Source organism: Aureimonas glaciei, from assembly GCF_014643375.1.
In the GTDB taxonomy this organism is placed as follows: Bacteria; Pseudomonadota; Alphaproteobacteria; order Rhizobiales; family Rhizobiaceae; genus Plantimonas; species Plantimonas glaciei.
Window position 1 is genome coordinate 887,369 of the sequence record NZ_BMJJ01000001.1, and the last position, 9,371, is coordinate 896,739.

Genomic DNA, 9,371 nt, shown 5'->3' on the forward strand with positions numbered 1-9,371 from the left:
CGAGGGGAATCCCAAGGGGAAAGACGGGTTCCCTCAGACTTCCCCCGAAGGCCGCTGGCGAGGGGAGAATGTCATTTGCCGGCCAGCTTCTTCAGCAAGGTCTTCGTCAGCGACTGGCGAACCCCGGCATAGTCGGCCCAAGGATCGGGCTCCCGGATCCGGGCGATGACGTCGTCGAGACGGAGGAGATTGGCGGCCTCGAGCGTCTCCAGTTCCTCCCATGTCACGGGAACGGCGACGGGCGCCCCGTCGCGGGCGCGCGTCGAATAGGGCGCGATGGCGGTCGAGCCGCGCTCGTTGCGCAGCCAGTCGATGAAGATCCTGCCGGTGCGCTTGGCCTTGGACATCGTCGCCACGTAGCGCTTCGGCTCCGCTTCCGCGAGGCGCTCGGCGACGTCGCGGGCGAAGGCTTTCACCGCCGGCCAGTCCTGCCGCCGGTCGAGCGGTGCCACGACATGCACGCCCTTGCCGCCGGTGATCATGGGGAAGGTCCTGAGGCCGAGGTCGGCGAGCCAGTCGCGCATGTCGAAGGCGGCCTGCTTCACGTCGGCGAAGGTGAGGCTCTCGTCGGGATCGAGGTCGAAGACCACCCGGTCCGGCTTGTCGACGTCGTCCGCATGGGCGCCCCAGATGTGGAATTCCAAGGCGTTCATCTGCACGGCCGCGACGAGGCCGGCGGCGTCGTCGACGAAGAGATAGTCGGCGGTGCCGCCGTCCTTCTCGGCGATCGCCACCTTGCGGATCGTGGCGGGAAACCCGCCGGAATCATGCTTCTGGAAAAAACACTGCTTCGTCGGGCCGTCGGGGCACCGCACCAGCGACAGTGGCCGGTTGCCGCCATGCACCAGCATGCGCTCGGCCACCGCCTCGTAATACTCGGCCAGAGCCAGTTTCGTGACGCCGCCCTCGTCGAAGACCACGCGCTCCGGATGCGAGATCTTCACCCCCGCGACGACGGCGTCCTTGCGATCCGCCCGCGAAACCCGCTTGCGTTCGGCGACCGGCTTTGCCGGCTCCGCCGCTTCCCCGCTGGTCTCGTCAGAAGTGTCGCCCTTGCTCTTTCGGCTCGCCTTCGTCGCCGCGGCAGCGGATGCCGGCCGCTCGTCGACGACCTCCTTGGCCCTCTTGTCCTCCCGCAATCCCTTGAAGACGCCGTGGCGAATCTGGCCGTCCGAGGTCAGCTCGGCAAAGTCGATCTCGGCGACCAGTTCCGGCTTCACGTATTTCGACGTCCGGGCGATCGGCCGCGGCAGGTCGTCGAAGGGCGAGGCCTTGACGGCGAGCGCGTCGAACCGGGCCTTGAGGTCCTCGAGCGCATCGTCGTCGAAGCCCGAGCCGACGCGGCCGCGATACTTGAACACGCCGTCCTCGCGCACGCCGACGAGGATGGAGGAAAAGGCCCGGCCCTTCTTGTCGGACGGCGAGAAGCCGCCGATGACGAATTCCTGCCGCCGCGTGCATTTCACCTTCAGCCAGGATTTCTGCCGACCGGCGCGGTAGGGAGCATCGGCGCGCTTGGCGATGATGCCCTCGTGGCCCGCGGCACAGATCTGCTTGAACACCGCCGGACCATTGCCGTCGATATGCTCGGAATAGAGAAGGACAGGTTCCTCGTGGCCCGACAGCAGTGTCTTCAGAAGCTTCTTTCGGTCCGTGAGCGGCGCGTCGCGCAAATCTTTGCCGTCCAGCATCAACAGGTCGAAGCAGAAGCAGGAGAGCGCGCCGCCGTCCTTCAGGTGCTGCTGCAGGGTGGAGAAATCGGTGCCGCCGTCGGCGTCGAAGGCGACGATCTCGCCGTCGATCAGCGCGCTGTCGCAATCCAGCGCCTCGACTGCCGGCAGGATCGCGCCAAAGCGGTCGGTCCAGTCGAGCGCGTTGCGCGTGTAGAGTTTTGCCTTGCCGCCGCCGATGGCGATGAGGACGCGGTAGCCGTCGTATTTCATCTCGTGCAGCCAGTCGGCCCCGGTGGGGGCGCTGTCGACGAGGGTGGCAAGCTGCAGCGGCTCGAACTCGGGCACGGCAACGGCCCCTCCGGCGGATTTTCTCACCGCCTTCTCAGGCGCGGCATCCGATGATCGGGTTTTCGCCGCCTTGGCCGCCGGCTCGGCCTTGCCCTTGGCAGGCTTGCGCGCGGGCTTTTCCGCAGCCTCCGCCTTATCGGCAGGCGACTGGGTCGGACGTGACCATTCCTCGTTCCCGGCGGCGATCTCGTCCATCGAGCGACCCGTCTTGGCGCTTCGGTCCTCCTTCAGGAGGTCCGTCTCGGTGTCGACGGCATCGTCCTTTTCTTTGATCAGCAGCCAGTTCTCGGTCTTTTCCTTCGCCCGCGGCTTCATCCGCACCAGCACCCAGCGGCCCTCCATCTTCGTGCCGTGGAGGTGCATCTTCAGATTGCCGTCGCGAAGCCCCGCCTCGGCGTCACCCTCCGGCTCCCAGGTGCCGGTGTCCCACAGCATGACCGTACCGCCGCCATACTGTCCGGCGGGGATGGTGCCTTCAAAGTCGCCATAGTCGAGCGGATGGTCTTCGGTGCGCACCGCCAGCCGCTTGTCGGCGGGGTTGAGGCTCGGGCCCCGCGTCACCGCCCAGCTTTTCAGGACGCCTTCCCATTCCACCCGGAAATCGTAATGGAGGCGCGTTGCATCGTGCTTCTGCACGCAGAAGGCGAGACCCTCGCCCTTTTGCGCCGCTTCCTGCCCTGACGGCTCGGCGGTCGTGGCGAAATCGCGCTTGGCGCGGTATTTTTCCAGAAGGGCGTCGGCGGACGAGTCCATGGCAGCTTAAGCCGCCGTGCGCTTGGCCGCCGGCTTGGCGGCGGGCTTTGCGGTTTTCGGCGCCTTCGCTGCGGGCTTGGCCGCCTTCTTGGTCGCCGGCTTCTTGGCCGCGGGCTTGGCCTCGTCGGCGGTCTCGGACTTGCCGGACGATTCCAGGCTCTTCTTCAGGCTCGCCATGAGATCGATGACATTGCTCTTCGTGCGCGGCGGCGCATCGTCCGCATCCTCGATCAACAGCTGATCGCTGCCGGCCTGGCGCTTTTCGGCGATCAGCCGCTTCAGCGCCTCGGTATAGTGGTTCTTGAAATTCTCGGCCTTGAACGGCGCCGTCTTGCGCTTGATCAGCTCGCTGGCGACGGCGAGGAGATCCTCCTCCGCCTCGTCGTCGGAGATGTCCTCGAAGATCGTGTCCGACTTCTTGATCTCGTCGGCATAGTGCAGCGTCTCGAGAAGCAGACCATTGCCGCAGGGGCGCAGCGCGACGAGATATTCCTTGCCGCGCATCGACAGCTGGCCGAGTCCGGTCTTCTTCGCCTGACGCAGCGCGTCGCGCACGACGCGAAAAGCGTCCTCGGCCAGATCGTCCTGCGGCACGACGTAATAGGGCTTGTCGAAGTAGAGCGGCGGAATGTCGGTGGAATCGACGAACTGGACGAGCTCCAGCGTCTTGCGCGTCTCCAGCTTGACGCCTTCGATCTCCTCGTCGGTCAGGAGGACATATTCGTCCTTGCCGATCTCGTAGCCCTTGATGATCTCGTCGGCGTCGACCGGGCCGATGCCTTCCACCACCTTGTCGTAGTGGACGCGCTTGCCGCTGCTGCGGTGGATCTGCCGGAAGGAGATCTGGGCGCCGGACTTGGTCGCGGAGAAGATCTCGACCGGGATGGAGACGAGGGACAGGCGGATCTGGCCTTTCCAGACGGGACGGGATGCCATCGACGCGAACTCCACACAACACAGCCAGCTGAAAGTGCCGACTCAACGCCGTTTGTGCCTGCGTGTTCCGACTCTCTCCCCCACACAGTTTGCATGGCCTTCATCCGTGCCGACACCGCGGCTGTCGGCACGGGCCTCATCGCCTCGGAAGGGTCCCGGCAGCGCCCGTGCGCCGGGGATCCCGAAACCCCTGTCAGGCGGCCAGGGCCGGCGTCAGCCCGATGGCGGCCAGACGGCGGGCCGCCGCTTCGATCGCAGGGCCGGCGACGTCGGGGCCGAAAGCCAGGCGTTCGACGCGGACGAACTCGACGTCGGCCAGGCCCATGAAGCCGAGCATGCCCCTGAGATGCGGCTCCTGCGCGTCCATCACGCTAGCCGGCCCCTCGCTGTAGAGACCGCCGCGGGCCTCGACGACGATCACGGGCTTTTGCCGGACAAGGCCCTTCGGGCCGTCGGCACCGTACTGGAAGGTCACGCCGGCGCGCAGCACATGGTCGAACCAGCTCTTCAGCGTCGAGGGAATGCCGAAATTGTACATCGGCGCGCCGATGACGAGCATGTCGGCCGCCTGCAGCTCGGCGATCATGGTGTCGGACAGGAGGCGCGTCGGGGCGGAGCCTTCGCCCATCTCGCCGCGCCCGATGCCGCCGAGCGTCGCCGAGCTGAGATGGGGAACCGGCGAGGCGTCGAGATCGCGAGAGGTCACGACAAGGCCGGGCACGTCATGGCGCAGGCGATCGACCATCCGGTCGATCAGGCCATTGGTGACGGAGGCGGCGCCGGTGACGCTGCTCTTGATGACGAGGAGTTGGGTCATGGTTCTGTTCCCTGCTGGACAAGAATGGCTGACAGGGACATAGAATCCGGCCAGCGTTTCCGGCAGCCGCAAAATTCGGATCATGGTGTTGCAGAAAATGGAACCGACCGCCGTCGCCTTCGTCGACGTGCAGGCCTTCGCGATGGTCGTCGAGACCGGCGGTTTCGCGCGGGCCGGCGAACGGCTCGGGGTTTCCAAGTCCATCGTCAGCCGCCGCGTCGCCAATCTCGAGCGCCGGCTCGGCGCGCGCCTCCTGGTGCGCAGCGCCCGCGGCGCGACGCCGACCGATATCGGCAGCGACTACCACCGGCGCCTTTCCACGATCTTCGCCGAGCTCGAAACGGCGCACGAGGCCGTGGCGCAGGCGACGTCGGAAATTGCCGGCAGCATCCGGCTTACCGCATCGATCAGTTTCGGGGTGGAGTATCTGGCGCCTGCCCTCGCCGACTTCGTCAAGCTGCATCCGCGCATCGAGCTCGACCTCGTGCTGGAAGACCGGACTGTCGACCTCATCGCCGAGCAGTTTGACCTCGCTCTGCGCATCGGCAAGCTGCCCGACAGCAGCCTGATCGCCCGCAAGCTCGCCCCGGTGCGATCCGTTGCCGTGGCGAGCCCTTCTTATGTCGCCGCACGGGGCCGCCCGACGCATCCGCACGATCTCGCCGGTCACGAGGTGCTTTTTTACACCAATGCTGCGCTCACCGCCGAATGGCGCTTCCGCCACTCCAACGCCCCTGGTGTGCGCGTCGGCGTCACCGGAAAGATTCGATCGAACAACGGCGAGGCCCTGCGCGAGATGGCGCGCGCCGGACTCGGGATTGCCGTCCTGCCGACCTTTGCCGCCTCGGAGGCGATCGGTGACGGAAGCCTTGTCGTCGTGCTCGAGGACTGGTCGCTCGCCGAAGTCGGGCTCTATGCCGTCATGCTGCCCGGCCGTGCGACCACCGCGCGGATTCGCGCGCTGGTGGATTTCCTCGCCGCGCGCTTTGGCCCGGAACCCGCCTGGGATCCTTGTTGGATCGCCGCCCGCAAGGCCGATGCGGCCGACGCCATCACAAGGGAAGCGGCCGAGTAATCGGGGTGGCGCACGCCGTCGTCAGGACGCGCCGCTCGCGGGGGTCGCGCGGTCCTGGATCGTGCGGCGCTCTCGATCGTCGCCCGGTCTGAGGCCACAGAGGAGTTTTGCGCATGAGCCGTCCGCCCTTGCCGCCCTTCACCGCCGAGACCGCCGCCGAAAAGGCGCGCATGGCCGAGGACGGCTGGAACAGCCGCGACCCGGCGCGCGTCGCGCTCGCCTATACCGAGGACAGCCGCTGGCGCAATCGCAGCGAGTTCCTGCAGGGCCGGCCGGCGATCGAGGCTTTTCTGACGCTGAAATGGCAGCGCGAACAGGACTACCGGCTGATCAAGGAGGTCTGGAGTTTTTCAGGGAACCGCATCGCCGTGCGCTTCGCCTATGAATGGCACGATGCCGAGGGCGCCTGGTTCCGCAGCTATGGCAACGAGAACTGGGAATTCAACGCGGAGGGGCTGATGCGCCTGCGTATCGCCAGCATCAACGATCTGGCGATCATGGAAAGCGAACGCAAATTCCTCTGGCCGCTCGGTCGCCGCCCCGACGGGCATCCCGGGCTCTCCGACCTCGGACTGTGAGATCGCGCGGGCGGCCACCGCTGGCGCCTTTTGAGGGGGGGCAGGGCGTCGACGCCCCGGGCCGAGTGCCGCTGAGGGGAGCCTGCTACCGGCGGCTGGCCAGCCAGATGACGTGGCGGGCGCCGCCGCGCTTGCCATTGGCCCGCACCGCCACCTCCTCGGCCGTGAACCCAGTCTGGCGCAGGCGGGCGGTGAAGGCGCGGTCCGGTCCCGAAGACCAGACGGCGAGCACTCCGCCGGGGCAAAGGGCGCGGTGCGCGGCGCCAAGGCCGGCGGCGTCGTAGAGGCTGTCATTGCCCTGCCGGGTCAGGCCGTCCGGCCCGTTGTCGACGTCGAGCAGGATGGCGTCGTAGCCGGCACTGGCCTGCCCGATCAGGCGGCCAACGTCCGAGACCTCCACCGCCACCCGCGGATCGTCGAGGCACGGACCAAACACGTCGGCCATCGGTCCCCGGGCCCAGGCGACCACGGCGGGCACGAGTTCGGCCACCGTGACGCGCGCCGATGCGCCGAAGGCGGCAAGCGCGGCGCGCAGGGTGAACCCCATGCCAAGGCCGCCGATGAGCACGTGCGGCGCGGTGCGACCGGCGATCTTTTCGCCGGCGAGGGTGGCGAGCGCCTCTTCCGAACCGCTGAGGCGGCTGTTCATCAGCTCGTTGGCGCCGAGCATGATCGAGAACTCCGTCCCCCGCCGCATCAGCTTGAGCTGGCCCGCGTCGCCGGGAATGGACGTGCTGTCGAGATGGACCCAGGGAATCATGCGGCAGACCTTCGAGGGCAGAGATGGGGGGAGGGCTGGCGAACCGGCGGGCTCTCTCCCCCCGCCAGAAGAGCAAGGCGGTGCCCGGCCCCGTGCCCGCGGCGGGAAAACGGCGGTTCGGCACGGAAACGGCCGCCGCTGGCCGGCGAGACCGCAACCGGAGCAGCGCTCCCAGCCGCGCGCCCGGCCCGCTATCGAATCCGCGTCCTGGTCAAAAGCCGGAAAGCCGCGCCGGAGGTTCCGGTGCGGGGTTGCTGCGCGCCTGTGTCAGGCGGGGTCGACGAGATTGTCGGTCAGGGTGGCGAAATGCTGCCGGTTGGCGGTGACGATGGTGAGGCCCTGGCTGATCGCCGTCGCCGCGATCAGCGCATCGGCAAAGCCCGGCTCGGTGCCGCGCGCTTCCAGCCGGCCGTAGAGGTCGCCGGCCGCGGTGGCGACGGCGGCCGTCACCGGCAGGATGCGCGCGCCGTATTCGGCGGTGAGCACGTCGATCCAGTTCTGCAGCGCCGAGGCGCGCGCCGTCTCGCCCTTGAACTTCAGCGTCGAGGCGCCGCGCTGCAGCTCCATCACCGTAACGACGGAGAGAAAGCTGCTCTCGGCATTTTCTTCCAGCCATCGCGCCAGATCGTTGGAGATCGGCTGCCGGTGCGGGGCGAGCTGCGCGAGGATGCTGGTATCGATGAGAAATTCGCGGCCGGTTCTCACAGCATATGCTCCCGGAGGCGCTGATGCCCGCGCTCGGCCTCGCCGCCGCCGGGAAAGGCGAGGAGAAAGGTCTTGAACGACCGCCGTGCCGCCGGCATCGAATCGCTGGCCCCCGACGCGGAGGGCGCCCCGTCCACCGACGCGGCCGCGGCGCCGGAATCGACGTCGCGCAGGGTCACGTAGCGGGCCATGCGCGCCCCCTTGCGCACATCGGCGCGGTAGCTCTCCGGCAGTCCGGCGGCAGTGACGATGGCCTCGATCGTCTCGGCCGAGAGGTGGTCGGCATAGCGCACGCCGAAGAGGAGGGCGCTCGTCGCCTTCCCCTTTTCGGCCGAGGCGTCGTAATATTCGCGGCGCAGCGCGTCCGCCAGGACATCGATGTTCACGGGTCTCTCTCCAGCACGCGGGCGGCAGGTGGCCGCGGCAATGTGCGCAGCGATACCCCGGAATGGCGTCGCTGTCACACGCCATCGCGCCCGGGTTGTCGGCTGGGCCTTGGTCTCTCCCATTCTGCCAGCACCGGCCGCCTTGCAGATCCCGGCAGAACCCGTCCGCTGCTCGCACTACCCCGCGCCCTCGCTTCCGCGCAGCCTGCCGATCCAGAGCCGCTCTCCGGCGCCAAAACGCTTTTGCGAATTTCCCGTCTCGCCGGGTTCACAGAAGCGAAAACTCCCGCTATAAGCCCTCTCGACCGCGCGCTTCGGCGCGCCGGTTCCCTGCTGGGGAATAGTTTAAGGGTAGAACAGCGGACTCTGACTCCGCTAGTCTTGGTTCGAATCCAGGTTCCCCAGCCAGACCATATCAAGCCATTGTAATCATTGATGCTTTCGGTAGCTGAGAATCCTCTCAGCGCTGTTTTCTCGCCTTGGGCCCAAACCTGTAGCCCAGAGGTGATGGCCATTGCCGTCCCACGGGGCTCCAAGCTCAAGGGATCCGGTCGTTGGCGACTCGGCATGACGTGGCAAATCTCGAACGGCGTGGTCACACCTTCTACTGGCGTGCCCGCGTGCCGACCCGATTCCGGCGGGTGCGCCGTCAGGCCCGCCTGTCTTTCTCCCTCCGGTTGTCCGATCATCTCAAAGCGGCCTACATGGCGCGACGGCTGAACACGCTGCTTGCCGACCTGACTGTGAGACCAACCGCCGCGATGACCACGAAAGACCAGCTCGACCAGCTCTTCCGCGCCGAGATCGAGCGAATGACGGCTCACCTCGACGACATCGCCTTCGCCGTTCGGCGAAGCGGCGCGGTCGACGATGTCCGCGAAATGGAGGCCGATATCGAGGTTGGCTGGGCGTATCGCCTCATCCAGCTTTTCGGGACAACGCGCCTGCTGACCTTCGAGGCGGATTGTGGAGGACGGGGCCTGCTGCTGCGCCACGGCATTCCCGAGCCTCACATCGCGCCGATCGCCGAGACGTTCCGGGCCGAGCAGAAGCAAGCGCGCAGCAGCGTCTTCGATCGCGACGTGCGCCAGCAGATGGCCGATGTCGGCCTTGCCGACACGCTCGCCAATCGTGAGCGGGCAAAGATGGAGCTGTACCGCGCCAAGGCGGACGCGCTCCTCAACGTCGCCGAGCGCTGGCCGATGATCGACCGTCGGCAGAATGCTTTTGTCGCGACGACGCTGCCGGAAGAGGAGCGCGTCGGGTTGGCATTCGTGTCTGCACCAGACGCGGCGACGGAGGCGCCGCCTTCCGCCTCAACGCAGCGTGAGATCATTGCC

At 67.3% G+C, this 9,371-nt stretch carries 8 protein-coding genes, 1 tRNA gene and 2 pseudogenes; 5 read left to right on the forward strand and 6 right to left on the reverse strand.

Annotated elements, in window-relative coordinates:
- Positions 1-71: 71 nt before the first annotated feature.
- The 3 genes from ligD to IEX88_RS04025 all read right to left on the reverse strand — a co-directional run bounded on the left by ligD (position 72) and on the right by IEX88_RS04025 (position 4,527).
- Positions 72-2,774: a DNA ligase D gene (gene ligD / locus IEX88_RS04015; protein WP_188849237.1), complete on the reverse strand. Its 2,703-nt coding sequence runs from the start codon at positions 2,772-2,774 to the stop codon at positions 72-74.
- A gap of 6 nt (positions 2,775-2,780) precedes the next feature.
- On the reverse strand, positions 2,781-3,710 hold the full coding sequence (gene ku, locus IEX88_RS04020; RefSeq protein WP_188849238.1) for a non-homologous end joining protein Ku: 930 nt from the start codon (positions 3,708-3,710) through the stop codon (positions 2,781-2,783).
- Between the two features lie 193 nt (positions 3,711-3,903).
- Complete coding sequence (locus IEX88_RS04025) at positions 3,904-4,527, reverse strand: FMN-dependent NADH-azoreductase (protein WP_188849239.1); 624 nt, start codon at positions 4,525-4,527, stop codon at positions 3,904-3,906.
- Positions 4,528-4,609: 82 nt separating this feature from the next.
- On the opposite strand from IEX88_RS04025, the gene IEX88_RS04030 reads away from it, so the two are divergent.
- Both IEX88_RS04030 and IEX88_RS04035 read left to right on the forward strand, forming a co-directional pair.
- The gene (locus IEX88_RS04030; protein ID WP_188849240.1) at positions 4,610-5,602 is read left to right on the forward strand and encodes a LysR family transcriptional regulator; all 993 of its coding nucleotides are present in this window, start codon (positions 4,610-4,612) and stop codon (positions 5,600-5,602) included.
- Between the two features lie 113 nt (positions 5,603-5,715).
- Entirely contained in the window at positions 5,716-6,180 is a 465-nt protein-coding gene (locus IEX88_RS04035) for a nuclear transport factor 2 family protein (protein WP_188849241.1), read from the forward strand.
- Positions 6,181-6,265: 85 nt separating this feature from the next.
- Here IEX88_RS04035 and IEX88_RS04040 read toward each other — a convergent pair whose 3' ends face one another.
- The 3 genes from IEX88_RS04040 to IEX88_RS04050 all read right to left on the reverse strand — a co-directional run bounded on the left by IEX88_RS04040 (position 6,266) and on the right by IEX88_RS04050 (position 8,031).
- Entirely contained in the window at positions 6,266-6,940 is a 675-nt protein-coding gene (locus IEX88_RS04040; protein ID WP_188849242.1) for a polyamine aminopropyltransferase, read from the reverse strand.
- A 267-nt stretch (positions 6,941-7,207) separates the two neighbouring features.
- Entirely contained in the window at positions 7,208-7,645 is a 438-nt protein-coding gene (locus IEX88_RS04045) for a PIN domain-containing protein (protein WP_188849243.1), read from the reverse strand.
- Entirely contained in the window at positions 7,642-8,031 is a 390-nt protein-coding gene (locus IEX88_RS04050; RefSeq protein ID WP_188849244.1) for an HTH-like domain-containing protein, read from the reverse strand. The genes IEX88_RS04045 and IEX88_RS04050 overlap by 4 nt, the downstream gene beginning before the upstream one ends.
- 334 nt (positions 8,032-8,365) lie before the next feature.
- Here IEX88_RS04050 and IEX88_RS04055 point away from each other — a divergent pair.
- The 3 genes and pseudogenes from IEX88_RS04055 to IEX88_RS04060 all read left to right on the forward strand — a co-directional run.
- Positions 8,366-8,439 (forward strand) — tRNA-Gln (locus IEX88_RS04055).
- Between the two features lie 164 nt (positions 8,440-8,603).
- A pseudogene (locus IEX88_RS27170) lies at positions 8,604-8,744 on the forward strand (DUF6538 domain-containing protein); the annotation flags it as partial.
- A gap of 168 nt (positions 8,745-8,912) precedes the next feature.
- Positions 8,913-9,371: pseudogene (locus IEX88_RS04060) on the forward strand (hypothetical protein); the annotation flags it as partial.